The organism is Limnobacter thiooxidans, from assembly GCF_036323495.1.
GTDB lineage: Bacteria > Pseudomonadota > Gammaproteobacteria > Burkholderiales > Burkholderiaceae_B > Limnobacter > Limnobacter thiooxidans.
Genome location: NZ_AP028947.1, coordinates 3,186,493 through 3,211,161, shown reverse-complemented (window position 1 = coordinate 3,211,161; position 24,669 = coordinate 3,186,493). Strand labels below are relative to the sequence as shown.

Genomic DNA, 24,669 nt, shown 5'->3' with positions numbered 1-24,669 from the left:
GGCCCTAGTTCTCCCACTTCTCGTTCTGGGCCTTGTTGCCCATCAGGCGGTTGCCCAACTGTACGGTGCCGTCCTTGATCCAGGCGAACAACCGGACATAGCCGATCATGCCTTTCAGGAATACATCCTTGAGGCCACCCAGCGCCCGATCCCGAGTCTGGTCTTCCTGCCAGTTCAGCCAGGCATCGGCACGGCCGAAGGTGCACTGGATCAACTGGGTTTCCTGTTCCGGGGTCAGGTTGGTGAACAGGGCCTCCACCCTGTTGTTTTCAGTGAAATGAATTTTCGCAGGAAACAGGAATTCCCGATCGCCACGGTGCAAGCCGACCTGCACCTGGCTGAATTCATTGATGCCTGACGTGTCTTCAACGGCCAGGGTAAGCCCAGCCGCCGAGTATTCTTCGGTGTAACAACTGACTGTGTAGCCACCGGGCAGTTTGAGGAATGCCGGCATCACCATGCGCACGCGGTGGTGAACATGCTTTTGAATGGACTCGGTGGCCACACCCACTGCAGCACCCAGAATGGCCAGGTTAAAGCCACACCACAACAGGTTCATGACAACAGTGCCAGTTTCATGGGTGTTGAAGACAAACAGCCGGAACAGCCCCACCACGAAGCCGATCAGGTTGATCAACAACAGGATCAGATAGGGTTTTGCAATGTTGGCATCGAAATAGCTTTTCTCGATCAAGCCGCCTTTGGACGTCACGTTGAACTTGCCCAGCTTGGGGTTGATGAAGGCCAGCGTGGTTGGCAGGATGATGTACCAGGACAGCACGGTTTCATAGACCTCGGACCAGAAAGACCGCCGGTATTTGCCCTGTATGACCGAGTTGGTGTAACTGGAAATCATCAGTTGCGGCAGGGCGTAACTGAGAATGGTCACCGCCGCGGCATTGATCAGGTGTTGTTCAAAGAACAGGTAGGCCATGGGCATGATCAGAAAAATCATGCGGGGAATACCGTAGAAAAAATGCAGCATCGCGTTGGAATAGCAAATACGCTGGAACAGGTTCAATCCTTTCTTGAACATCGGATTGTCGGTTCGGAAGATCTGCGCCATGCCGCGTGCCCAGCGAATTCGCTGGCCAATGTGCCCCGACAAGGTTTCAGTTGCCAGGCCGGCAGCCTGAATGTTGTTCAGGTACACGCTGTTGTAACCCAGTGCGTGAAGTTTCAACGCCGTGTGTGCGTCTTCGGTCACGGTTTCTACGGCAATGCCACCCACTTCCAGCAAGGCTTTGCGCTCAATGACTGCGCAGCTGCCGCAGAAAAAGGAGGCGTTCCAGTAGTCGTTGCCGTCTTGAATCAAGCCATAAAACAGCGAGCCTTCGTTGGGCATTTGCCGGAAGGAATTGAAGTTGCGCTCGAAAGGGTCGGCCGAGAAAAAGTGGTGGGGCGTTTGCACCAGCACGCACTTGGGGTCGCGGCTGAACCAGCCCATGCTGGTTTGTAAAAAAGAGCGGGTGGGAATGTGGTCGCAGTCAAAAATGGCAATGTACTGCCCGTGGGTGTGCTTCAAGGCGTAGTTGATGTTGCCGGCCTTGGCGTGTGAATTGTCGGGCCGCGAAATGTATTCCACGCCGGCCTGGCGGGCAAATTCTTCAAAGGCGGGGCGGTGACCATCGTCCAGAATGTACACCGTGATTTTTTCCAGTGGCCAGTCAAGCCCCTTGGCGGCGTACACGGTAGGCCGCACCACCGACAATGGTTCGTTGTAGCTGGGAATGAACACATCCACTGTGGGCCAGTCGTTCAGGTTCAATTCCAGTGGCATGGGCTTGCGTTTCAGGGGCCAGGCGGTTTGAATGAAACCGAAAATCAGGATGACCCAGGTGTAGGCTTCTGCCGCCACTAGTGTGTAACCCAAAAACATTTCCATGCCACTTTCCAGGTCCAGCGAGCTTGTAAATCGCCAGAACACGTAGCGCGCCAACAGCAGCATGGTCAGGGCCATCAGGCACAGGTTTGCAAATCGTTCAGGCATGCGCTTGAACAGCATGGCAAAGAGATAACACACCAGAATGAAAACCCACTGCCCGGCCAGTGGAAGCGAGGCCTGCGCCGTGAACAGAAACAACGTCAGTGCGCTCAAACCCAGGGCCCAACGAACTGGCCTGGCTTGGGTAAGCAGGCCACTGGCTTGTTCTATCCGGTGTTCCAGCCTGACCGATTTCACCACGCGATCGGTGGCACGCCCCAAGGCGAATTGAAGCAGCTTGAAAGGGCGCTGTACAGTGAACCTGAACAACACGGCCACTGGGCTTAACAAATCCTGAACAGCCACGAGCAGAATGCGGAACGACACATAGAAAACTCCGTGGCTGCCCCGTGCTTTCGAACTGGCCAGCGTGCTGTTCAAGCTGTTGGGGCGCAACCAGAGTGCCTGAAACAGCCGCAGCAATCGAAGCCTGGTGCTCAGCTGGGGCATTTCACGCAGGTCGAGCAGGCGTTCAAGCCGGTTGATCCAGTTCGAGGAGGTGCTCATCCGATCTCCGAATCAATCCAGTTGCACAACTTTTGCTGGTCATCCACAAGTTGCGAACGCGGTGCGTATTCGGCCAGGGGGGTTCCCGCTGCAATGCTTTCTGCCAAGGCTTGGTCTTCGTGCAGGTAAAACGGCAGCAGGCGGTGGCTCAACTTCATTTTGCACAGTGTCCACAAATCAAGATGCAGCACTTTCGAGGAGTCAAAGCGATTCATCAGAAAATACGAAGCGCCCCGACTTTCAAGCAAATGCGGCAGCAGGCCATCAATGCCCAGAATGGCGCCTGAATCGGGAATCAAGGTCACCAGATTCAGGTCTGACAAGGCCATCACCGCATGGCACCAAGGGCTTGGCCAGCGAGGCAGGTCCACAATGACCACCGAGTTATCGCTGAACTGGTCTTGCTGCAAAAGCTTGACTAAGCGGTCTGGCTGCTCCATCAGTATCCGGTCAATGCCCAGCTGTTGGGCCACTGTGATTCGCCCGAAGGGCAGCAATTGAAAACCGGTGCTGATTGGTTTGAGTACGCTGTCCAGTGAATCGCCTTGCAGAAGCACATGACCCAGGCCTCGCGGGCTACTTTCAGAAAAACCCAGCTGAAACTCGATGTTGTTGACCAGGTCGGCTTGTATCAGGGTTACGGGCCTGCCCAGCATACTTAACTGGGTAGCAGCCGCGCTGGCCAGGCTGGTTCGTCCTGCTCCGCCGGTTGGCGATACCAATGCGATGATGATCATGTGTCCTCTTTTTCGCTGGGGCTGGCAATCCATTTGCCATGCCGCACCAACTGGTAACAATCTTCGGGCAATTGATTGTTGCTCCAGTTGACCCAGTCGCTCAACCAGATCCGCGTGGCGGGATTTTTCATCATTTTGCCAACCAGCAAAATAGTGAGCAAAATGCCCAGCAACAAACCACTTGCAATCAGTGCCAAGACGATCATTGTGTTTTTCCTTTCATCATCTTGTTCAAACGTTGCATCCAGGGGCGTTCATGATTCTGCCCCTCTGGCCCCCCATGCCACAACTCTGCCAGCTTGGCTGCTTCGTTCAGGTCTTCGCCCATCAAGTCTTCGACCGAGAGGGGTTCAAGTTCTTCTTGCAGGTCTGCAAGCAGGTCAGCTTGCGTTTCTTCACCGATGAACTGGATGTCGCCGCTGAATAGCACATCGAGATTTTCCCGGAAGCATGAATCCAGCCAGTTGCGATAGGCGACTTCATCGGGCTCGGTGGCCCATATTTTAAGCACGTAGATCGCTTCGCGTGTTGCGGTGAAAACACAGGTGGCCTTGGACCAGTTGGCCAGGCGAAGTGCGGTTTGCGCGGTCATGTGGCGCATCAGTGACAGACGTGTGATGGTGCAATGCATGGACCAGCGCTTGGCAAGTTCGAGCATCATCAAGCCGTGCACTGCGAATGTCGGATTGGCCACAACCGTCAACAGACCTGGCATGAATACCTCATGCAAATCGCGTGCAAAACCCGCTTCGTGCAGTAGTGTGGGCAACTCACCGGGTTGGGCATGGTGAATCTGGTCTGCCCGAACGCCCAGCCAGGTTTGAATGTTTTCCTTGTTGGCCCACACGGAATCGGCTCCCATTCGCAACAGTGTCGATGCATTCTGCGAATTGATTTCACCGTGGGCCTGAATGTGGATGCCTTGTTGCACGGCTTCGCCATATCGCAGGTGGTGGCACGCTTGGGCCAGGCTTTTCAGGTTGCCAAACAGGCGGCTGTCCAGTACCTGATGCAGTGGTAGCTGCGAGAACTGGCTGTTGTCGTTCCAGAGGTTGGTCTGCAATCCCCACTGGGTTGGCCACCAAGGGCGAAATTCAAATTCTCCCCTGTTGCTGACATCGGCCAATCCGTCCGCGAAAGTACTCCATTCCGGCAAGTCACCCTGCACCGGCGTGACAACGTGAGCCTTTGCATGCACGGCCCATTTGTTCAACAGCCGCATTTGGGCCAAGGGGCTGCGCCGGGCCAAGGGCTCGTCGCTGTCGTTAAACCACAGTTCTGCATGTTCAACAATAACCAGTGCGGGTTGCAGCACACAGAGCGTGTCCAGCGACCGACAAAGCTGTCGAATACCGTGTGTCGCATGGCCTTTGGCCCACAGGTTTCTCACAGAAACCACATCCAGTCCTTTCGGTGCCTGACTGCGTTTGAGCAAATAGGGTTCCAGCAGGTTGCGCACCACAGTCTGGGGGCTTGCTGTCAGCCACAAACAGGACTTGAATGGAGTCTCACCTTGGGAATCCAGCCAGTGCTGCACCAGGCTGTGCGCAAAGCTGGCTGCCTGAGGCGCGCGCACGACATAGGCTCCGGGCGTGGGCATGTCAATCATTCAGAACCTCGAATAAGGTGCAACGCCTTCGGGCGGCACACTCAGTTCAAAAAAGTCCCCAAATGAATATTTCAGGTACAGCTGTAATCTGTCGGGGTTGTAACCTTCTGAGCGATCTATCTCGAAATAACCCCCCAGCACAAAATTGTTCAGCACCTGCCGTTCGAGTGCCAGGCGCAAACCGGTACTGGTGCCACCACCGGGGCCACCCGTTTCAATGGTGGCATTGCCCTGCGCCGCAGCGGCTGCCGCCAGTTCCGGGTTCAATGGGTAAAGGTTAGCGTCGTCTTCCCGCGATTCGCTGGCGCCAATTCTGGCCTGCATTTGCCAGGACCAGCCATTGACATTGCCTGTCCAAGTAACGGGGAAGGACAAGGATCCAAAAGCCTGTGGGCTGTAATATCCACCCTGACCAAAGGTGTAAAAACGCAGGTTTTTCTCAAACGACCAAAGGAACAGGGAGGCACCCACTTCAACCCGGTGCCCTGGTCGCTGAAACACGGTTTTACCGACGATGCCTTGCAAATTGAACTCGGTGTTGTCCGGAATGTTTTCGCCTGTGATCAGGTTGGCCCGGGCAATGCCGACAAAATCCAGCGTTGGGCTGAGCGCCTCGTAATACACAGCACTGACCCCGTTTCTTCTCGCGCCACCCCAGCGTTCGCCAGTCAGTGGATCAATTGCACCCGTGGTGGACAGTGCGCTGCCGTTGACCATGCGACGGGCCAGTTCCAGCCTCAGCGAACCGTTTCCGAGGTTTGTACGCCATTGAAGTCCGCCTACCCAGTCATTCACCGGATAGTCGCCAACCGTAGTGCCCAAGTCAATACGGTATTGGTCAGTTTGTACGCCCACGCCCAGCACGTGACCTTTGAAATTCTGGTCCAACCGCTCATTGGCAATGGCTGGGTCAGTGGGAATGGTGGTTCCCAGTTTCGCAAAGTTGGTGGTTGTGGCGAGGTTGACGCGGCCTGAATTCGCATTCAAGGTGTCGGCACGAACAAACAGTGTTTTCTCGAAGTCCAGCGGCAGGTCGATTTGCAGGGGAATTTCGTTTGAGTTGATTTTTGAAACGCCTTCATCTCCGTCGATCAATGCGTTTTCATAGGACATGCGAACACGAACCTGCTGCTTTCTGCGAAGGCTCTGCTCAATGTCTTGAACTTCCGGCTCGGCACGCCAGCGGGGTGCGCTTCCCAATGCCGTGGCTATGGCATTGAATTGACTTTCCTGCTGAAGGGTGCGCAATGAATTCAGGTACTGGCCGTAGCTGACGCGTTTTTCAAGCGCGCTCATGCCCTCGGTCCATTCGGTTTTTGGCACAGCATTCATCAAGGCCAATGCGTCCATCCCGCGGTCTTGGCGCGCTGCCAGCAAAGCTGAGGCAAAACGCATTTCCTGACCCTTGTTTTGACTCAAGCCTTCGTCCATGATTTTTCTGGCGCTTTGCTTGCTTTCCGCGTCGCCCTGGTCATCCAGCAAGGTCGCCAGGTCGTAGCGAAACCAAGGGTAGGTCGGATTAAGGTCCACTGCTTGTTGAAGGTTTCTGGCTGCTGCGGTTTTGTCGCCTGCATCAATCAGTCTCTGCGCCTGGTCTGCCAGTTGCTGCCCTTGTTCAAAGGCAGACAATTCTGGCGCAGCGTCAGGTACAGGGGCGGTGGGTACTGTAGCAGGGGCATCCTGTGTCGCGATGTCCGCCGGCTTTGCTGCAGTCGCAGCGCCTCGGGGTGCGCTGGCTGGAGAATTGCGCGTGATCTGCAAACTGTTGCCCACTGGCTGGGCTGAAGCGGCTCCCAAATCAGCCAGCAAGGCTTTGTAACGTTTGTCTTCCGGGAAACGGCGGGCAAGTTCAAGCGCGATTGGACGTGCTTTGGCTCGGCCTTCGGGAGTGCGACCCATCAATTTGTAGATTTGTACGGCAGCATCACCCAAGGGTGGTTGCGGCAGCAGCGCTTGCAATTTTTTTGGCAAGTCGGCGGGCGCCTTTTCGCTGTCTGCAAGATAACGTAACTCGGCGAGCTGCTGCCTTTTTTCACCGGCCAGGGTGATGGCCTGCTGCAATTCAATGGCAAACGGGTGGTTGCCATGCGTGATCTGCAATTTACCCAACCACACATTGGCAGCTTGAACATCACCACGTGCCAGGTCGATCAGGCCTTGCCAGCGTAATGCAGACGCATTGGCAGGGTCAATCAGCAGTACCTTGTTGAATGATTGAACCGCCAGGTCGAAACGAAATCGCTCGTACCAATAAATCCCTTTGTCGCTGAGTGCCCGGACATTCGATTGCTGTGCGTCCACTGCAGCCAGTGCAGGTAGTGCAAAGAAGGTCGCTGTACTGGTCGCAAAACAGCCACGGATGGCCAGGGCCAAGGCACGTGAACGCCAATTGAAGGTTCTCGCCTTAGCCACAGGACTTCACCTCTTTGCCCTTTGGCATCAGTTCGCCCAAGGCATTGAATCGGTAGAGCCGGTCTGTGTACCCTTGCCCGAAAAGGCTGAGTGCGCCGTTGTAATAGCCATATTCAAGCCACGCTTTTTTGTCGTTTTTCTTCAAGCTGAAGGCTGCGAATTTTTTGGCAAGGTCTGGTGTTCCGGAGGCCTCGAGAAAAGGGGCCATGGCCACCTGAAAGCCTGCTGGCCCACGCTCAGCAGACACTTTTCCATTCAAGGGTTCAAACCATTCCGGCATGTTTTGTCGCTTCAGCAGCAAGGCCACCGTGGGCGACAGTTGTTTTAGGAGCGGCTGGGTGATTGGGTCACCTGCACTAGTCATGCCGATCCACATGTAGGTACGAATGGCATCGTAGTCCCCGCGTTGTTCATCTTCGGGCAAACTCAGTTGCCCGTTGTTGTAGTGCACCCAGTCGGGATAAGCACCGGTTCGGCCGCTGTCAAGTAACAGGCGCTGGCTGGCCAGGTAGACATGCGCCCAACGCGCATCATCGGCCCACGCATTCGCAAACCTTGCCATCATGAACGGGGGCAGGTAGCTTGGGTTCAGTTTCACGGTGCCATTGCTTTGAACAAAGCCGTTGTTCCCGGGCAGCACGCTCAAGCCCAGCCCGCTGACTTCCACGCTTTCCTTGTCCAGAATCAGGTTGCCCAAGGCGCGTGCCTTGTCTGCATAGGGTGCATGACACCAAACCCTGCTGGCTTCCAGAAGACTGTAGGCAATCCAAAGGTCTGCATCTGATGCGCTGGTGGTGTCGATCACGCCCCAGTTTTCGCCCTGCTTGCCCCAAATCCAGGCGGGCAGTTGTTTGCCAAGATCACCGCCGCTGAGGTTGTTTTCTGTCCATTTCAGGATGGCATCGAATGCGACCCGGTCTTGTGCCACCAAGGCAAAAAACAGGCCATAAGACTGGCCCTCGGACACGGTACGCAGATCTGCCTGGCTGCGGTCGATTACCCGGCCATCCTCGCTCAGGAATGCAGTTTTAAATCCTTCCCATGCTGGCCAGGAGTGAGCAGTACTGCAGCTTGCAGTGCCAATTGCCAATACAAGCACCATGCCCAGCCTGGTTACCTTGGTCCGCCAATGGTTCAAATCAAACCCCCTTGGTGCGTCTGTTGGCCCGGCTGGACAACCAGCCAAAAGCCAGTATGGCCAGAACAACGCCGGCCAGTGCACCGCCCACAGCGATCAATGCCGGGTATTCGGAGAAAGCAATCCTCAATCTTAACCACCATGGCAAAGCCCCACTGATGTAGGTGCTGCCCAGGCTGTAACTTTGAATGTCGTTGCCACGAATCAGGCTGACGCTGCCCTTGATCTTCGCCACATCGCTGTAGCTGGACAAGGCGGCCACTGCGCGCTCAAAGCTGTCCTGATCAGTACCGGTGACAACCAGCCCGGCCTTTTTTGCTTGTAGGTGCGATTCAAATCCCACGATGGCTCCGAGTGAACCTGCTGTTTGAATCAGTGCGCGCGTGTCGCTGCCTGGTTGCAGCTCATTGTCACTCTGCCAAAGGCCCTTCAGCCATTGAAATGCAGGCGGCAAGCCCATACTGCGCTCGGTATTGTTCAACACCATAGGCAGGTTCATGTTGGCCTCATTCAACCAGCCCAGCCGATCGCTGGTACCCAGTGCCAACCAGTTTTTGCTGCCGATTCCCTCGGGTTTGTCCGACACGATCAGCGTTGTGCGTGTCGCGGGCAGCCCTGTCCATTGACCGAAGAGTCCCATCACATTAAGGAATGAACGTGTTTCAAGTGCAGTCGGGTTTGTCGGCAACACAATGGCTGTGTCGGACAAGTCGGCCATGATGCTGAAGGGATAACCGCCGTTGGCAAAAGCCGTTAAATTGGGCATGCGGGTGTAGTGCGGCAGGTTCGAAAAGTCCAGTGTAGATTCCGGATCAATCGAACCCCGCGCGACTTGTGATACCCGAGTGCAGGCACCGCCCCCTTCAGCCATGAAGCCAAATCCGAAGGCCAGTTCATTGTTACCCCCCACGCGGAACGCCGGAATTTGAAGTGACTCTTCACTGCTTAGTTCAGCCTGGCCGAGCAGGTCGATGTTGATCTTGTTTTGCACTTGTTCCGAACGCGGCGCCAGCCTGAACGACTGAATCAATGCGTTGTTGATTTCAATGTTCAACAAAGAGTCGTTCCAGCGCGACGGGGCGGTGTAACGGTACTTCAAATCCATCGGTATGTTGCGACCCGCCCAACTGAACAAGTCTGGTGGCAGGCGAAGGTTCAGTGCCGCGCGCGGTTTGTCGGCACTGACCTCGAGTTGTCCCGGAAAATCAATCAGTTCACCAAAGCGAACTGGCCTGTCGGTGGGTACATAGCGTGGTGCATCATAAGGCTTGCGGGGTGCACCCAGTTCCACTTTCTTGACCAGTGCTTTTTGACCACTGAGCACCTGGCCCTCAATCACCAAGCCATAAACAGCCTGCAGCAACTCGTCCTCGGTGCGACCCATCACGTACAGGTGTTTGATCGAAGGGTTGTCTTGCGACCCGACAATCATCAGGCTTGGTCCCTCAATCTGCGTCTTGTCCATGCCCTGCGGCATGTTTTCGCCCGTGGTTAATATGATGGTGTGGCGTGTGGGTGAAGCATTGTCCAGCAGATCGAATTCAGCCTGACGATAAAACGCCTGAGCTCCCATCCACGACGCCAGAATGCCCGCAGCTTTCAGGTTGGTGTCGCTGCGTTTAGCGGGCAACACCAGTGGAAGTTTCAGTTTTCGATTGTCCCGGGGATCAAAAAATGGCGCCGGCAACAGAGCCAGGTCGTTCACCAGGTTTAGAGGCGTGGAGACAATCGTCAGGGTGCTTTCAGGTCGAATGTCCACACGCAGAGTCGGATTGCCTGGGTCCACACACTCGGTGTCATAGGTGCCGTCGTATTCGATCCGGATGGTTGCGAAATCGGAAAACAGCGTGGGGTCCAGTTCAAGCGTCATGTTGTGGCTGATACCTGCCCGGCTTGCGCTGAGTTGGCTCAACGCAGACAACTGGTCGTTCACATACACGCGAATGAATGACTGGTCGTGCCGCATGCCCTGCGGGTAAAGAACCTTCAGGTTCAGGCTGGCCCGCGTCACCAATTCGTCCAAGCGAATACCCGAATTCAAATCGATCAAACGGTTTGTACCCGTGAGACGGACACCGCGAGATTGCCCCATTTCTGAAAAAGTCAGCGTTCGCTGCTTCTCGGTACCCGCACTTTCCGCGCGTGCGGCTTGGGTCTGTTGGACCGGTGGCACGGGCAGCTGGGCGTGACCCGTCAAACAAAACACGCAAATGGCAATTGATAAAGTGTGTTTCATATATTGGATCATCGCTGGGCTTGGTAATAAGATAAGGGGTACATGAACTTTGAGTTGCAAACTTGAGTAAACCCGTTTGCGGGTTTTTCTGTTTCTTGTGGGAATTATTCCACATTCATTGTCACGCTATACCAAGGTTTTGTATATGCTCCAGTCATAGCGCTTTATTTGATCAATTATTAAATAAAGTGTCGTAAAAGTCGCACTTTTTGTGTGAGAGATCTATAAGTTTAGGGTGGGTTAAATGGTTTCAACAGAAGACATCGGCGATGTGTTTGTATTGAAGGTCGAAGCGGTCCGTCTCGACAGCGCCGTGGGCACAATCATACGGAACGCTGTGGTTTCAAAGTTAGAAACCAGTAAAAAATTCGCCCTTGATATTTCTGCCGTGAAGCTGGTCGATTCTGGTGGTCTCGGATCGCTGGTCGCCTTGCTCAAAAACATCAGCAACAACCAGGGTAAATTGACATTGATTGGCATGAACAAATCAGTTCGAATGATGTTCGAGTTGTCTCGCATGGATCGTCAGTTTTCTTTGCTGGACGACATGCCCAAAGCAATCGCCTTTTTTCAGCAGGCCTGAGACAGCGTGCAGGCCAATGACCCTGGTAAATCCCTGCCTCGAATTCTGGTAGTTGATGATTCGGTGGTCGAGCGCAACCTGTTTGTCCACATGGTGGCCAAGTGGGGTTACCCGGTGGAATTCGCGGAAAGCGGACAACAGGCCATTGAGCTGATTCAGCAAAAGAAAATCCAGTTGGTGCTGGCCGATTGGCAAATGCCGGAAATGCAAGGTACGGAATTGTGTCTGACCCTGCGCAACCTGAATCTGGGGCAATATACCTACATCATCTTGATGTCAGCCCAGAATGATGAGGAGTTCCTGATCAAGGCACTCGACGCTGGTGCAGACGACGTGCTCGCCAAGCCGGTTGATGGCAGTGAACTTGAAGCCCGTCTCCAATCGGCTGTTCGTCGAATTGAGTTGCAGGCCCAGCTGGCCCGCAAAACCGACGAGCTCTCTCGGGCTCACGATGTGATTGCTCAAGACCTCAGGGCAGTGTCCAGCCTCCAACGCAGTTACCTTCCCGAACCCGAAAGTCCCTTTGCCGGCTTGAATTATCAGTGGTTGTCTGTACCGTCGAAATATGTTTCCGGCGACCATTTGCATGTTTTCGAACTGCAGCCTGATGTGTATGGCTTTTATCTGCTGGATGTGTCGGGGCATGGTATTCCGGCCGCCGTGAAGTCGATGCAACTGGTACAAATGTTTGCTGACAACTCCAGCTCAAGCCTCGTACTGGAAAGTTCGGTTGGTGCAGATGGCATCCGTGCGGTTTCCCGTCCCAGGGATGTGGTGGCCCGGCTGAATCGACTTTTCCAGCAAACCGAGTCGGACCTGTCGTATTTCACCATGATTTACGGCATCTTCAACACCGCAACACGTCAGATTTCCCTTTGCCAGGCTGGGCACCCTTCGCCCATCTTGTTGACAGGCCAGGGCGGTGTTCAGGTATTGGGTCAAGGAGGGTACCCGGTTGGTCTATTCGACTTTGATGATTTTGAAGACATCGAGCTGACACTCGGCGAGGATGAAGCCCTTGTTCTCTACTCTGATGGAGTTACAGAGGTGTTGTCCTCCAGCGCTGAATCATTTGGGGAAGAGCGGCTTCTCCAGTGCATAACAGAGCAGGTTCGACTTGGGCGTTGTGCAGATTTGCCTGAATGTATCCGCTGGACTGTGGAGAAGTGGGGAGGCCCGGTCGTACAGCAAAAAGGGTTTGAGGACGATGTTTCCATCCTGATGATTGCGCCCCGGCCGGGTTTGCTGGATCAACATGTACACACAGACGTTGATCGACAGTTACCTGAGCCTGTATTTCGCTTGCAAGGTGTGCAGGGCAATCAATCGAGCGGTGAATTGAGTCCAATTCCCTTGTCCGCCGCCAAGTCCATTGTGATTGTGGACGACTCGCGCAGTTTTCTGCGTATCTTTGAGGCCATGCTCAACAGTTGGGGCTACAAGGTGCATTCCGCCAAAAATGGCCACGATGCGCTGGCCTTGATCGAGAGCGAACAGCCCGATTTTGTACTTACAGACTGGGACATGCCCGGCATGAGCGGAATCGAGCTTTGCGAGCAGGTGAGTGCTCAACGGGGCAACGCCTATACCTACATCATCATGATCACCGGTTACGCTTCTCGCGATGATTTGTTGCACAGCCTGCGGGTGGGCGCAGACGACTTCATGACCAAGCCGGTCAACCCCAGTGAGCTCAAGGTTCGTCTCAAAACAGCGGAACGGATCGCTGACCTTCACACTGGGTTAGAGCGCAGGCACACCGAGCTCAGCCAATTGTATGAAGCCCTGCAGCGTGACATGCGTGAAGTATCAAGAATTCAACGCGCGTTGTTACCCAAGAGCCGGGTTGAACCCTGGCCCTGCGCAGTTCAAACACTGTATCAACCCAAGGGTTATGTGTGTGGAAAGCAGATGGGCCTGTTGCAAACCCAAAGCAACGAACATGGCTTTTTCATGATTTCGATGCCGGGGGAAGACACGGCCACTGCCCTTCAAACCATGGCCCTTGCGCGCTGGTTTTCAATGGCCCGTGCCACGCGCGTGCTGTTTCCTGTTGAGGAAACCAGCGCGAAGGTTCGCCGTTACCTCGCCAGTCCCGAGCAGGTACTCGCTCAATTGTCCAGCATCTCTCCTGCGCTGGATGATGCAGCGCCAGAGTTTGATCTGCTTTACGGATTGATGAACCTGGATCAAGGTACCTTGCTGGTGGCCGGTATCGGCGCCTGGTCCATGGTGCTTGCCCAGCCTGGACTCTCGCCCCTGCATGTTGTACTCCCCAAGCTGAATCCGGGTGAGTTGAGAAAAGGCCACGTGGTCTATCAGGACGTCATTCGCCCCGGTAGCAGGCTTTTCTTCTATTCGCAGGATTGTTCCGAAGCATTCGGAATTTCTGACTTCAACGCTTGGGCCAATGACATTCTGGTGGATGAACAAGGGCCCAATGTCTTGGGCAAAGAGTTTTCGCGCCTGCTATCACCTTCCCGCCAAACTCAAATGCCATCCGGCGATCTCGCCTTGCTGGGAATTCAATGGCGGGAAAGTTTCGAGCCAGTGCTTTGCACGTTTTCTGATGAGCAACTCAGAACCTTGCTTCGGGAAGTCCGTGCTTTGGGTCAATCGGCAGATGACGAGTTTTCAGCAGACAACCCACCCCTGGACCTGGGGCAATACCTCGATAGCCTGGCTTTCAGCGTGGTTGCTGATACCTTGAATATCGGGCGTATGAGTGAAGCGGTTCGTACCTTTGTCGAGGGGCTGGCGTATGCCGAGGACCTTTGCTACAACGCTGACCTGGTGGTGTCTGAAGCCATGACCAATGTCATGGTGCACGGCTTCAAAGACCTGCAGCCGGCGCCTTTGGGTTTGATCGTGGCTGCATTTCAACACGGCATCGCAGTGCTGGTCGAAGACCATGGCAGCAGAATACCGGCGGCAGTGCTGGACAACATGCGCAATGTTGAATCGTTTCAGCAGGATTTCAGCCTGAGCGAGCTGCCCGAGGGCGGTATGGGGCTAGCCCTGATAAGGGCCGTGTCAAGGCGCTTCGCCTACAGGTCTACACAATCATCCAATCGGCTGCTGGTTTTGCTCTGACCACGGGTCAAGATTTTTTGTCTTTGTCCTGGGACTCGGTTGATTCGGGAGGGGGCACCCAGGATTCGGCTTGTTGGCCCAAGGTGTTTGGCATTTCCTCGGCCATCTTGTCAATCAAGCCGACAATGCGGTCATTGACGAATTTGCTTGCCGATTTTTGAAGCGCCCGAGACACCTCAGACTCAATTGCAGTCATGGCCAAAGGCCGTATTTTCCAGATCAGCTGAGCCAACCTCGGCAACTCTTCCTTGGGTGGAAGGTTATCGCCATACTGGTCCAGTTCCTTGACGAACAGTGACACCGCTTGGTCACAAAAACTTTCCAGGTGCCCCCGCAGGGAATCGATCAATTCGAGCAAGTCCAGCAGGGGAATGCCCTCACTAGCCATTTCCGCGCCAGCATGCAGAATTTTCGGACTGGGTGCGCGGTAGCGCAGGCCGTCAGGTTCCAGCAAACCCAGTTCAATGGTTTTGGCCAAGGCGCCCCTGCTGAGATTGGTCCCGAACATGGTGGCCAAATGAACCGGATTGAAGTTTTTCGGAATTTCATCGGTCCACGGGCTGGTGATGGCGTGCGTTAAACCCAGCAGTTGCCGAAGGTCGTAGCCTTTGTCGATCGCATCCAGCATTTCCTGAATGTTGTTCAGGGTATAGCCACGGCCCAGCATTTGGCCCACCAGTTTCAGGCGTGAAAGGTGGTCCTCATTGTAGAAGCCCACTCGGCCACGTTTCTCTGGTGGTGCCAGCAGCCCCCTGTCCTGGTAGGCGCGCACATTGCGAACCGTGGTGTTGGCCGTGCGGGCCAGTTCGTCAATGGTGAACTCGCGACCGGGCCCACTGGGCGAAGTGTCTTTGTTTGCCGACGATTTTTTAAAGCGGAATGAAACCATTTAGGAATTGTAACCAAATGTGAGAGTATCTAGCCAGTCACGCTTCTCGCAGCACGCAATCATGAACAAATTCATCCTTTTGACCTTGAGCCTGTTTTGTCTGAACGCAGGGGCTCAAACTGAAACCATTGCCAACAAGACACTGGACGAACGCGCATTGCGCGCCTGCCTGTTTCTGGAAGACGACCAACTTCGCCTGCGCTGCTTTGATGATGCCACAGGCCGAAGCCTGGTTGTAAAAGACGGCACTGCCCCGGCGGCCGCCGCTCCGGTGGACGGCGGTTTGCTGCTTTATAAAAACGCTGAAGAAACCACACTGTCCTGGCTGGACCGCCGGTGGGAGTTGGCTCCATCCTCCAAGCGGGGCACGTTTTCAATCAGCCCGTACAAGCCAGTCTACCTGCTGCCGGTGTATCACAACGCATCCCCGAACAATCGGCCAAGCAGCCCCAATCCGGCCAACACCACCACCACTTCCGAGAATCTGGATCAAAACGAAAGCAAGTTTCAGCTGAGTTTGAAAACCAAAGTGATGGAAGACATCATCGGTGACAATGGCGACTTGTGGTTTGCGTACACCCAGTCCAGCCGATGGCAAACATTCAATCAGGAACTGTCCCGGCCTTTCCGTGAAACCAATTACGAACCCGAGCTGATTTTCACCTGGCGCTCAAGTTGGTCCGAATTCAAGGACGCAACCGGCTGGGAACCCCGTTTGCTGGGCTTGAGTTTGAACCACCAATCCAACGGCCGGGCGTTGCCTTTGTCCCGTTCGTGGAACCGGCTCATCGGCATGGTCGGTTTTGAGCGCGAGAACACCATGGTCCAGATTCGTCCTTGGGTTCGTCTGTCAGAAGACTCGGCCGAAGACGACAACCCGGACATCAGCGATTACATGGGCCGCGGTGACTTGCTGCTTGTTCACAAAAGCGAAGGCCACGAATATTCGCTGTTGACCCGTCATAATTTCCGCGGCGGTGACCAGTCCAGGGGGGCTGTGCAATTAGACTGGGCCTTCCCGTTGACCAGCAACTTGCGAGGACATTTGCAGTATTTCTCCGGGTATGGCGAAAGTCTCATTGATTACAATTACAGATCGGATTATCTCGGTTTGGGCTTGTCTTTGGTGGGCTGGTATTGAAAAGGGTTTTGTCGTGTCTGTTGTTGGTGTGTGGACTGTTCACCGGCCTTGCCCAAGCTGGGGATGCAGTTGTGTTCGTGCTGGCGGCCACTGACAAGGTACTCGTGACCAACCTCAAAGGGCAGCAGTACCGGGCCTTGCCCACTCAGCGCTTGTTGCATGGACACACGGTGAATGTGCCCAGAGGACAGCGATTTTCAGTGGCCGTCCTGAGTACGGGCAATCGCCGCGTATTTAACGGACCGGCAAGGTTGAAAGTGATTGCAGACACTGTTCGCCTGATCACCGGGCCCGCCCCGAAAGTGTTTTCGCTTGCCCCAGCCGAACTGGATTTGATCGATCACTGGATTGCCGTGTATGCCCGGCCGCGCGGCGTGGTCAGCAAAGACAAGCTACAAGAGTCAGAGATCACCTTGCAGGCGCTTTACCCTGTGGATGGTTCGCTTTTGCTTACACGCAATCCAGAGTTTTTGTTTAAGGGCGATTTGCCGCGCGAAGGCAATTTGATGTTGTTTGATGCCAAAGGAAAGCGCTTTTGGGTCGAACCACTTGAAGGCGAGTACCTGACCCTGCCGCCAGCCGCCAGGTTTGAATGGGGGCAAAGCTTCACTTGGGAAGTCAGACGTTTAACTGGTGGCCGAGTGGTCAGCGGCAGCTTTCACATTGCCAGCGAGGAAACAGCCAGGGCTTTGCTTCAAGCCAGGGTGCCCGACACTCCAAATGCGCTTCCTGAATCCAGGCTGTTTTATGGCATGCGTTTACAGCTGGCTGGTGCGTACCAGGAAGCCACTGAAGTGTGGGATTCTCTGAACATCCAACTGACCCCGCAGGGGCAGCTTGCCCCCTTGCCTGCAAGTCCCCGTTCCTAGTTTTGACAGCAACGCTTTGATCTTTCTCAGGCGTCCAATTCTTCCCAGCGTGCATAGGCCTGCTGCAGCTCTTCTTCCAAAGCTGAAAGCCGTGCCTGGGCTGCGGTCACTACGCTGCTTTCCTGCTGATAAAAATCAGGTGCTCCGATCTTGTTCACCAGGTCAGCCTGTTCAGTTTCCAGTGTTTCGATCAATCCGGGCAGCGTTTCGAGTTCGCGCTGTTCTTTGTAGCCCAGCTTTTTTGCTTTTTTGACGGGTGCTGCCGGAGGTTGAGGTGATGCCGCAACTGTGGTCGCAGCAACTGTTGCCGCCGGGCTCATCGGTGTGTTTTCAAGCCGCTCTTTGCCTACGTTGGCCCAAGGGTCTGTAGTTCGTTGGCGCAGCCAGTCGTCATAGCCACCCACATAGTCGCCCACCACGCCCTGGCCTTCAAACACCAGGCAGCGGGTTACGATCTGGTTCAGAAACTCCCTATCGTGACTGACAAGAATCAAGGTGCCCTGGTAGGCCATCAACTTTTCTTCCAGCAATTCCAGTGTCTCAATGTCCAGGTCGTTGGTGGGTTCGTCCAGTACCATCACGTTCGAGGGTGTCGCAAACAATTGCGCCAGAATCAGGCGGGCACGCTCGCCTCCGGACAGGCTTCGCACCGGCTGGCGGGCGCGGTCGGGTGTGAACAGGAAGTCTTGCAAATAGCCGATGACATGTTTGGCCTGACCATCAATCGTGATGAACTCCTTGCCGGCGCCGATGATTTCTACCGCCGTGTCTTCTTCGTTGAATTGGCTGCGCAATTGATCAAAATACGCAACTTCCAGCTTGGTGCCCAGTTTCACGGTTCCGGAATCGGGAGGCAGTTGCCCCAGCAAAACCCGCAGTGCCGTGGTTTTTCCAATTCCGTTCGGACCGAGGAATCCAATTTTCTCACCACGCAAAATCGTGTTGGTGAAGTTGCGCAGAATTTGCAAGTCACCCAGCTGTTTGTTGATGTCGGTCATTTCCGCCACCAGCTTTCCGCTTCGCTCGGCCTCCTGTACCTGTACTTTGGCGGTACCCACCACATTGCGGCGGTCCGAGAACTGTTTGCGCATTTCCATCAGAGCGCGAACCCGACCTTCGTTGCGGGTTCGGCGGGCTTCAATGCCGCGTCGAATCCACACTTCTTCTTCAGCCAGTTTTTTGTCAAACAAGGCCGTGGCTTTTTCTTGCGCATGCAAAAATTCCGCCTTGCCTTTCAGATAACCCTCGTAGCCGCCTGACCAGCTTTTCAGCATGCCGCGGTCCAGGTCACAGACCCGTGTGGCCAGTTTGCGCATGAATGAGCGATCATGGCTGACAAAAATCACAGCGCCCTTGAACTGGCGAATCTGCTCTTCCAGCAATTCAATGCTCGGAATGTCCAGGTGGTTGGTAGGCTCATCAAGTAGCAGCACATCCGGGTTGCTCACCATGGCTTTGGCCAGCATCACCTTGCGTTTCATACCACCTGACAGTTTGGCGAAGGGCAGGTCGGCGGGTAACTTCATGCGCGAAAGCATTTGGTCCACTTCACTTTCCAGGTGCCAGCCGTGGTGTTCGCTCAATTCATTTTGGGCGTTTTCCAGCAAGCTTGCCTCGTCGGGAGTCAGTTCGTCGTGATTGCGCGGGCCCAAGGTGCGACTGACACTGATCGATTTGCCCAGAGTGCCGAACCCTTGTGCAACCACATCAAAAATCGTTTCGTTGTGTTCCTGGGGTACAGCCTGTTCCAGGCAAGTCATGCGTAGCCCGTCCTGCTTGATCACCAGGCCATCCTCAGGTGTTGTTTCGCCTGTCAGTATGCGGAAAAGGGTACTTTTCCCGGTACCGTTACGGCCGACCAAGGCCACGCGTTCGCGTTCTTCGATGGAAAATTCAACCTGGTCCAGCAGCATCGTGGTGCCGATTCGGTAGGTGGCGGCTTTTAAACCCAACAACATGTTTAATCCTTCTGATTTTGTTTGACCGTGCTCAAGGCCAATGCGCAGCACAGGGCGGCATCCGGTGTAAATTGGTGCGTATTGATGGCATGAATGCAAGCCTTGGGGCTCATCAACTGGAATGCTTCCACTTCGCCATCCCGGTTGCAAGGCCGGTGTCCCGGTTTCAACTGGCCATGAAAAAGAACCACGTTTTCGTGATGCCAGCCACCATACAGCAAGGGGCGACTTAACACCAGTTCACCGGGAGGCAGCGGTTTAATCCAGGAGAAACTGTCTGGATTCAGCCCTGCCTCTTCGTCAAGTTCTCGCCAAAGCGTTTGCTCAACGCTTTCCGTACTGGCAATACCACCGGCAGCCACGTTGTCGAGCATGCCGGGATTTTCGTGTTTGGTGTGTGCACGAACGCCGGTCCAAATCTGGCCATGCTGGTTCTCAACATGCACGTGTATTGCCCGGCTTCTAAGTCCCAAAGTTTTGAACAAAGCCCTTTCAGCTTGCGCAATGAGCTCCCCGCCTTGATTCAATACCAACTGCTCTTCATTCCGCCAGCCGGGCACCAGACCAAATGCGCGTAGCCGTTGTGCAATTGAAATCAGGGCGGCACTTAACGTCTGCTGGTTTGCATCTGTCACCAATTCCAGGCCGAGCGCGGTGTGCTCAAGTGGCAGGCCGGCATCCTTAAATGCGGGCAGAATGATTGGCAAATGCGCTTTGTCCAGGTGCCCAAAATGTTCGCCATTGACGATCCATTTTAAAAACCGGCTTGCAGGTTCGCTGTCCTCATCGCGCCAGCGCTGCACAAAGGGCAAAAACGCAGTGCTGAGGGTTTTGTCCATCCAGGCTCGGCTGGCTGTTTCCATGGGGCAGGGGCCTTGAGTCGGGTGTGCTTAAGTTTGCACCAGTTTTTTGGTGTTTTGAATGCTCATCAAGATACCGGCACCCATGCCCAGTGTCACCATCGCGGTACCGCCATAGCTCATCAGGGGCAGGGGGACGCCCACCACAGGCAAAATGCCACTGACCATGCCAATATTCACAAATGCGTAGGTGAAAAAGATCAGCGCCATGGCCCCAGCCATCAACCTTGAAAACAGGGTGGGTGCATTGCCGGCAATCACCAGGCCGCGCACAATCAGGCAGGTGTAAAGCGTCAACAAGACCAGGCAACCCAACAGACCAAATTCCTCGGCGAGCACAGCAAAGATAAAGTCGGTGGTGCGTTCCGGAATGAATTCAAGATGGGTTTGAGTGCCCTGCAAAAACCCCTTGCCTGAGAACCCACCTGAACCCACTGCCACAGTGGATTGAATAATGTGAAAGCCTTTGCCCAGCGGGTCTTGTGTGGGATCTAGAAGGGTAAGAACACGCTGCCGCTGGTAATCGTGCATCAGTGTCCAGAACACAGGCAGGCTGGCCAGAAACAGCGCTGTTAGCCAGGCCAGAATTTTCCAGGAAAGCCCGGCAAAGAAAATCACGAAAAACCCGGACCCTAAAACCAGCAGCGCTGTGCCCAAGTCGGGTTGCTTGAGAATCAGGATGCCGGGAATTGCCAGAATGATCGAAGCCACTGCGAATTCTCGCCAACCCGATACGTTTTCTCTTTGCTGAAAAAACCACGCCAGCATGAGTGGCATGGAAATTTTCATGATTTCAGAAGGCTGGATCCTGATGAACCCCAGGTTAAGCCAACGCTGCGCCCCTTTGGATATGTCGCCAAACAGTTCCACAGCAATCAATAACAAGACGCCTGTGACATACAGAGGTACGGCGATGCGCATCAAAAATTGAGGCTTCAGGTTGGCGGTGACCCACATGACCCCAAAGGCGATCAACAAATTGCGGGAGTGGTCGAGAAAGCGCCCTTCAAAATCGAATGCCGCGCTGTATTGGGTGATCAAGGCAAACACCACCAATGCCAGCAGGATTGAACCCAAGACCGGGTCAAAAACCGTTAGGAAAGGTTTGACTCGAGGCCAAATGCGCTCGCGCTGAATAGGGCGGGACCTGTTCATTGAGGTGTCTCCTCTTCAAGAGGGGTCGGGTCCGGCAAGGCTGAGGGCGGTGCGTTTTCCGCCTTCAAGGCCCAGAACACGTCGAGAACCTGTTTGATGGCAGGGGCTGCAGACTGGCTGCCAAAACCTGCGTTTTCCACGATGGCTGCGAATGCAATTTCGGGTTGTTCCATGGGGGAGAAGGCAATGAACCACCCATGGTCACGGAGTCGCTCAGCGGAGGCTGCGCGGTCCTTGTAGGTCTCGCCTTTTTTCAAACCGAAGACCTGTGCTGTACCCGTTTTGCCGGCCACTTCATAGGTCACGTCCTTGAACACACCACGTGCGGTTCCTTCCAGTACCGCCCCCCGCATGCCCAGCTTCACTGAATTTACGTGCCTTTCCTGCAATTGGAGTTGCTTGAATGCTTCCAGCGGTTTTTCAGTGACCTGGCCGCTGACCGGGTTCTGATAAGCCCGAACCAGCCTGGGTGTAGCATTCATGCCGCCGCTGGCCAATACAGCGGTGGCATGGGCCAATTGAAGTGGGGTGTAGTTGTTGTAACCTTGGCCAATCGCTACGGAGACGGTTTCTCCGGAATACCATCGCTGCGCTTCCGGTCTTTTGAAAGCCTTGGTCTTCCATTCCCTAGAGGGCAAAACACCTGTTCGTTCACCATCCAGGTCAATTCCTGTGCGCGACCCAAAGCCAAAGCGACCCATGAACTCGGCAATCACATCTATTCCCATGTCGCTGCCCAGCATGTAGTAATAGGTGTTGCATGACTCGGCAATTGATTTGTACATGTCCACTACGCCATGCCCGCCAATTTTGTCGTCCATGAATCGACGCCCACCAAAATCATAATAGCCGGGGTCTCTCAGTCCATAAGAAGCTGTACGAAAACCGCCTTCCAGTGCTGCCAATGCCATGAAGGGTTTGAAAGTGGATCCCGGGGGGTAGGTGCCTGCCAACGGGCGGTTCAACAAGGGCCTGTCGATGCTTTCATTCAAGGCTTTCCAGTTCTCGGAGTCAATACCCTCAACAAACAGATTGGGGTCGAAGCTGGGCGCGCTGACCATGGCGAGGATGTCGCCGTTGCGTGGGTCGATGGCCACCAATGCGCCGCGCTTTCCTTCGAGCGCCTTCTCAGCAGCATTCTGAAGGCGAATGTCGATTGACAGCATCAGATTGTTGCCGGGTACAGCCGGCGATCTGGACAGTACACGAACCGCCCGGCCTCCTGCCGAGGTTTCCACCTCTTCAAATCCCGTTCGACCGTGCAGTTCCGTTTCATAACGCTTTTCAAGGCCGTCTTTGCCAATGTAGGCCGTGCCTCGGTAATTGTTGGTCTGGTCCAGTTCTTCGATTCGGTCCTGGTCTTTGGCAGAAATGCGACCGATGTAACCCAGCAAGTGGGCTGCATGTGGGCCATGTGGGTATTGTCTGAACAGACGTGCTTTGATCTCGACCCCGGGAAAACGAAAACTTTGTACGGCGAACCGTGCCACTTCCTCGTCGGTCAGGCGGGTTCGAATCGGGATGGATTCGAATCGTTTGGATTCTGCACGCAGTTTTTTGAAGCGGCGGCGATCCAGGGCAGAAATTTCGACAATCTTGCCCAGTTGGTCAATCATTTCGTCAAGCTTGTCAATTTTTGATGGTGTGATTTCAAGCGTGTATGCCGAGTAATTGTTCGCCAGCACGACCCCGTTGCGGTCCAGTATCAAACCGCGGTTGGGAACCAGCGGCACAATCGTAACCCGGTTGTCTTCCGCCTTGGACTGGTATTTCTCGTAGCTGACGACCTGTAGCCAAAGTAGCCGTGCTACCAGAACACCAAACAAGGCCACAACGAACACGCCTGCAATGAACAGTCTGAATTTGAACTGTTTGATCGCCTGTTCCGGGTGAGTAAACTCGGTCATATCGGGCGGTCGTTATCACGGTGTTGAGGCAACTTTTGAGGTGCCAGCAACAAAAACTGGGTAAGCGGCCACAGTGCGGCGGTGAGCGCACTTTCTGCAAACATCCAGGGGCCGGGGAATATTCCTCCGAACATGACCCGAATTGCGACGGTAATAGCCTGTGCCGCAAGAAGCAGGGGGAAAATATGAGCAGCCTGCATCACGGGTGAAAACCACATGACCCGGCGGTGGATTGTGATCGCAAAATAGGACAGCAAAGTGTAGGCCAGTGCATGCTCACCAAACACACTGGCGGTGTGCACATCCACCGCTGCGCCGAAGCACCAGGCCACACCAATCCCGATTCGTCGGGGTTGCCTGATATTCCAGAACACCAGCACCAAGGCCAGCAGGTCGGGTGTGATCCAGCTTCGATCCAGGGGAAGAAGTTTGAACAACAGCGCAGCTGACAAGGAAATCAGGATGAACCACGGGTTCACTGGCCTAAGAATCTCTGAATTCCCAAATGGGTTAATTGCCATTACTTCCCCCTTGCACTGCGGGCGTCGCTGAACCTGCGGGTGCAGCCAATGGCACTGAAGATGGCGCTAACGATGCTGCTGGCGTTGTTGTTGGGGTTGCTTGGGGGGCTGTCGTTGGTGCAGGAGGTCCTTCAATCGAAGCAGGTGCAGCTTCCTCAGGCGTCAGCGTTTCCCGTGCTGTATCCAAAACAAGTACGAAACGATGCTGTTCAACGCCGGCGATCGGTTCGCAAAAAATGCTGGCGAATGCGTATCTGGAATTCCGCTCTACGCGCATCACGCGCGCGACCGGTATTCCCCGTGGATAAACCCCGTCCAGGCCGGAAGTGACCAGCAGATCGTTGTTTTCAATTTCTGCATTGGCAGCCATAAAGCGCAATTCCAGCAGCCCACCGTCCAGTCCGCCGTAGGCCACGCTACGAAGGCCGTTTCGCAGGCTTTCAACCGGAATAATCTGCTCTTTGTCGGTGATCAGGCTGACCTCCGCCCGGCTGGGAAATGTCCGGGTGACCTGGCCCATCAGGCCAAGTTCGTCAATCACGGGCATGCCTTCGCGAATGCCTTGAATGGAGCCCTTGCCGATGATGATTTTTCTGGAAAACGGATCGCGCGCATCACTGACTACTTCGCTGAGGATGGCGCGCTTGACCTGCAGGGTATTGCCCACATTCATCAGCTTGCGCAGTTTCTCGTTCTCCACTTTCAGCGTTTGCAGTTCGTGAAGTCGTTGTTTGTCCTGAAGCTTTTCCAGCTGCAAGGCTTCATTCTCGGTTTTTAGTGAGCCCAGTGTAGTCACATACTCCAGCCCTGCTTCCCCTATTTCCAGGGGAAAGCTTGCAAGTCGCTGCACCGGGTACAGCACTGTGCCCACCACCTTGCGTACCACTTCCATAGCGCCAAAGCGGGCATCAAGAAACAGCAGGCCGACTGAAAGCGCAACAAAGAAGGCCAGCCGCACACGTGCGGATGGCCCTTGTTTGAACAACGGTGGTGGTGAGTACTCCATAGGCTTGTCTCTGGTTTAACGCCAGGCTGCGTGAGAAGCCAAAGTTAGAACCGGTTGCGTTTCT

Annotated in this window: 18 protein-coding genes; 4 read left to right on the top strand and 14 right to left on the bottom strand. The window is 54.7% G+C overall.

Annotation, left to right across the window (positions count from 1 at the left end):
• Window positions 1–4: 4 nt before the first annotated feature.
• From bcsA to bcsB, 7 genes are read right to left on the bottom strand one after another with little or no spacing between them, the layout of a single operon-like run.
• Complete coding sequence (gene bcsA / locus RGQ30_RS14650; protein ID WP_130557523.1) at window positions 5–2,491, bottom strand: UDP-forming cellulose synthase catalytic subunit; 2,487 nt, start codon at window positions 2,489–2,491, stop codon at window positions 5–7.
• The gene (bcsQ, locus tag RGQ30_RS14645; protein WP_338284536.1) at window positions 2,488–3,228 is read right to left on the bottom strand and encodes a cellulose biosynthesis protein BcsQ; all 741 of its coding nucleotides are present in this window, start codon (window positions 3,226–3,228) and stop codon (window positions 2,488–2,490) included. Before bcsQ ends, bcsA begins: the two co-directional genes overlap by 4 nt.
• Window positions 3,225–3,434, bottom strand: coding sequence for a hypothetical protein (locus RGQ30_RS14640; RefSeq protein ID WP_130557525.1), 210 nt, complete (start codon window positions 3,432–3,434; stop codon window positions 3,225–3,227). The genes bcsQ and RGQ30_RS14640 overlap by 4 nt, the downstream gene beginning before the upstream one ends.
• Complete coding sequence (locus tag RGQ30_RS14635; protein WP_130557526.1) at window positions 3,431–4,837, bottom strand: hypothetical protein; 1,407 nt, start codon at window positions 4,835–4,837, stop codon at window positions 3,431–3,433. The genes RGQ30_RS14640 and RGQ30_RS14635 overlap by 4 nt, the downstream gene beginning before the upstream one ends.
• A complete protein-coding gene (locus RGQ30_RS14630; protein WP_130557527.1) occupies window positions 4,838–7,249 on the bottom strand; it encodes a cellulose synthase subunit BcsC-related outer membrane protein in 2,412 nt (803 codons plus the stop codon).
• The gene (gene bcsZ / locus RGQ30_RS14625; RefSeq protein WP_130557528.1) at window positions 7,242–8,387 is read right to left on the bottom strand and encodes a cellulose synthase complex periplasmic endoglucanase BcsZ; all 1,146 of its coding nucleotides are present in this window, start codon (window positions 8,385–8,387) and stop codon (window positions 7,242–7,244) included. Before bcsZ ends, RGQ30_RS14630 begins: the two co-directional genes overlap by 8 nt.
• Window position 8,388: 1 nt before the next feature.
• Window positions 8,389–10,623, bottom strand: coding sequence for a cellulose biosynthesis cyclic di-GMP-binding regulatory protein BcsB (gene bcsB, locus RGQ30_RS14620; protein WP_338284535.1), 2,235 nt, complete (start codon window positions 10,621–10,623; stop codon window positions 8,389–8,391).
• Window positions 10,624–10,867: 244 nt separating this feature from the next.
• Between bcsB and RGQ30_RS14615 the strand changes: the two genes are divergently transcribed.
• Both RGQ30_RS14615 and RGQ30_RS14610 read left to right on the top strand, forming a co-directional pair.
• Complete coding sequence (locus RGQ30_RS14615) at window positions 10,868–11,206, top strand: STAS domain-containing protein (protein ID WP_130557530.1); 339 nt, start codon at window positions 10,868–10,870, stop codon at window positions 11,204–11,206.
• A 6-nt stretch (window positions 11,207–11,212) separates the two neighbouring features.
• Entirely contained in the window at window positions 11,213–14,299 is a 3,087-nt protein-coding gene (locus RGQ30_RS14610; protein WP_130557531.1) for a response regulator, read from the top strand.
• A gap of 7 nt (window positions 14,300–14,306) precedes the next feature.
• Here the strand turns inward: RGQ30_RS14610 and RGQ30_RS14605 are convergent, their stop codons facing one another.
• Entirely contained in the window at window positions 14,307–15,188 is an 882-nt protein-coding gene (locus RGQ30_RS14605; RefSeq protein WP_338284534.1) for a MerR family transcriptional regulator, read from the bottom strand.
• Between the two features lie 61 nt (window positions 15,189–15,249).
• Between RGQ30_RS14605 and RGQ30_RS14600 the strand changes: the two genes are divergently transcribed.
• Both RGQ30_RS14600 and RGQ30_RS14595 read left to right on the top strand, forming a co-directional pair.
• Window positions 15,250–16,329 carry a phospholipase A gene (locus RGQ30_RS14600; RefSeq protein WP_130557532.1) on the top strand — a complete coding sequence of 360 codons (1,080 nt, stop codon included), beginning with the start codon at window positions 15,250–15,252 and terminating at the stop codon, window positions 16,327–16,329.
• A complete protein-coding gene (locus RGQ30_RS14595; RefSeq protein WP_298217888.1) occupies window positions 16,326–17,198 on the top strand; it encodes a hypothetical protein in 873 nt (290 codons plus the stop codon). The genes RGQ30_RS14600 and RGQ30_RS14595 overlap by 4 nt, the downstream gene beginning before the upstream one ends.
• Before the next feature lie 26 nt (window positions 17,199–17,224).
• Here the strand turns inward: RGQ30_RS14595 and RGQ30_RS14590 are convergent, their stop codons facing one another.
• From RGQ30_RS14590 to mreC, 6 genes are read right to left on the bottom strand one after another with little or no spacing between them, the layout of a single operon-like run.
• Window positions 17,225–19,156, bottom strand: coding sequence for an ATP-binding cassette domain-containing protein (locus RGQ30_RS14590; protein ID WP_130557534.1), 1,932 nt, complete (start codon window positions 19,154–19,156; stop codon window positions 17,225–17,227).
• A gap of 2 nt (window positions 19,157–19,158) precedes the next feature.
• Window positions 19,159–20,019 (bottom strand): NUDIX hydrolase, encoded by an 861-nt coding sequence (locus tag RGQ30_RS14585; RefSeq protein WP_130557535.1) that lies wholly within the window; start codon window positions 20,017–20,019, stop codon window positions 19,159–19,161.
• 27 nt (window positions 20,020–20,046) lie between these two features.
• Window positions 20,047–21,171 carry a rod shape-determining protein RodA gene (gene rodA / locus RGQ30_RS14580; RefSeq protein ID WP_130557536.1) on the bottom strand — a complete coding sequence of 375 codons (1,125 nt, stop codon included), beginning with the start codon at window positions 21,169–21,171 and terminating at the stop codon, window positions 20,047–20,049.
• Window positions 21,168–23,078: a penicillin-binding protein 2 gene (mrdA, locus tag RGQ30_RS14575; protein WP_130557537.1), complete on the bottom strand. Its 1,911-nt coding sequence runs from the start codon at window positions 23,076–23,078 to the stop codon at window positions 21,168–21,170. The genes rodA and mrdA overlap by 4 nt, the downstream gene beginning before the upstream one ends.
• Window positions 23,075–23,599: a rod shape-determining protein MreD gene (gene mreD / locus RGQ30_RS14570; RefSeq protein WP_130557538.1), complete on the bottom strand. Its 525-nt coding sequence runs from the start codon at window positions 23,597–23,599 to the stop codon at window positions 23,075–23,077. Before mreD ends, mrdA begins: the two co-directional genes overlap by 4 nt.
• Window positions 23,589–24,605: a rod shape-determining protein MreC gene (gene mreC / locus RGQ30_RS14565; RefSeq protein ID WP_130557539.1), complete on the bottom strand. Its 1,017-nt coding sequence runs from the start codon at window positions 24,603–24,605 to the stop codon at window positions 23,589–23,591. Before mreC ends, mreD begins: the two co-directional genes overlap by 11 nt.
• Window positions 24,606–24,669: the final 64 nt, after the last annotated feature.

Excerpts from the sequence above, each read along its gene's own strand:
- rodA (WP_130557536.1), bottom strand. The coding sequence starts at position 21,171 with ATGAACAGGTCCCGCCCTATTCAGCGCGAGCGCATTTGGCCTCGAGTC.
- RGQ30_RS14640 (WP_130557525.1), bottom strand. The coding sequence starts at position 3,434 with ATGATCGTCTTGGCACTGATTGCAAGTGGTTTGTTGCTGGGCATTTTG.
- RGQ30_RS14600 (WP_130557532.1), top strand. The coding sequence starts at position 15,250 with ATGAACAAATTCATCCTTTTGACCTTGAGCCTGTTTTGTCTGAACGCA.
- RGQ30_RS14635 (WP_130557526.1), bottom strand. The coding sequence starts at position 4,837 with ATGATTGACATGCCCACGCCCGGAGCCTATGTCGTGCGCGCGCCTCAG.
- mreD (WP_130557538.1), bottom strand. The coding sequence starts at position 23,599 with ATGGCAATTAACCCATTTGGGAATTCAGAGATTCTTAGGCCAGTGAAC.
- RGQ30_RS14585 (WP_130557535.1), bottom strand. The coding sequence starts at position 20,019 with ATGGAAACAGCCAGCCGAGCCTGGATGGACAAAACCCTCAGCACTGCG.
- RGQ30_RS14605 (WP_338284534.1), bottom strand. The coding sequence starts at position 15,188 with ATGGTTTCATTCCGCTTTAAAAAATCGTCGGCAAACAAAGACACTTCG.
- bcsA (WP_130557523.1), bottom strand. The coding sequence starts at position 2,491 with ATGAGCACCTCCTCGAACTGGATCAACCGGCTTGAACGCCTGCTCGAC.
- RGQ30_RS14615 (WP_130557530.1), top strand. The coding sequence starts at position 10,868 with ATGGTTTCAACAGAAGACATCGGCGATGTGTTTGTATTGAAGGTCGAA.
- bcsQ (WP_338284536.1), bottom strand. The coding sequence starts at position 3,228 with ATGATCATCATCGCATTGGTATCGCCAACCGGCGGAGCAGGACGAACC.
- mrdA (WP_130557537.1), bottom strand. The coding sequence starts at position 23,078 with ATGACCGAGTTTACTCACCCGGAACAGGCGATCAAACAGTTCAAATTC.
- mreC (WP_130557539.1), bottom strand. The coding sequence starts at position 24,605 with ATGGAGTACTCACCACCACCGTTGTTCAAACAAGGGCCATCCGCACGT.
- bcsB (WP_338284535.1), bottom strand. The coding sequence starts at position 10,623 with ATGAAACACACTTTATCAATTGCCATTTGCGTGTTTTGTTTGACGGGT.
- RGQ30_RS14590 (WP_130557534.1), bottom strand. The coding sequence starts at position 19,156 with ATGTTGTTGGGTTTAAAAGCCGCCACCTACCGAATCGGCACCACGATG.